This is a genomic window from Mesorhizobium amorphae (assembly GCF_014843845.1).
Taxonomy (GTDB): domain Bacteria; phylum Pseudomonadota; class Alphaproteobacteria; order Rhizobiales; family Rhizobiaceae; genus Mesorhizobium; species Mesorhizobium amorphae_A.
The window spans coordinates 1-393 of the sequence record NZ_JHQS01000078.1; the positions used below are offsets into that span (position 1 = coordinate 1).

1 pseudogene is annotated in these 393 nt (G+C 61.1%); it reads right to left on the reverse strand.

Annotated elements, in window-relative coordinates:
- Nucleotides 1–393: pseudogene (locus DH08_RS30065) on the reverse strand (IS1595 family transposase); the annotation flags it as partial.

Genomic DNA, 393 nt, shown 5'->3' on the forward strand with positions numbered 1-393 from the left:
TCGCACGCTCTCCCGGCCATGCCGGGTTTTGCGAATGACGTTTCCGGTGACGACGCGCTGCGACCATCGGAAGCCGATCTCGTGGAAATACAGGTCGGCATGCTGCGGGCTGATATGATGAAAGACGCCGGCGATGGTACGGCGGACGCGGGGAGTTGAAGCCCTCCACCGAATTGACGTGGACGGCGTCGCGAACATACTCACCGCGGGAATGCTTCACGGTCTCGTGCTTGGCAAAGCTCTCACCAATGGCCATGAATGCCTCCACTCGTCGCTCATCAAATGAGCTCCCAATTCGATCTGCGCGTCAATGACGCGTTCGCTTGCTCGCGCCGAGAGACCAGTCACGACCGCGGCACGCGCGTCACCGGCCAGAGTGCCAGACATGACATC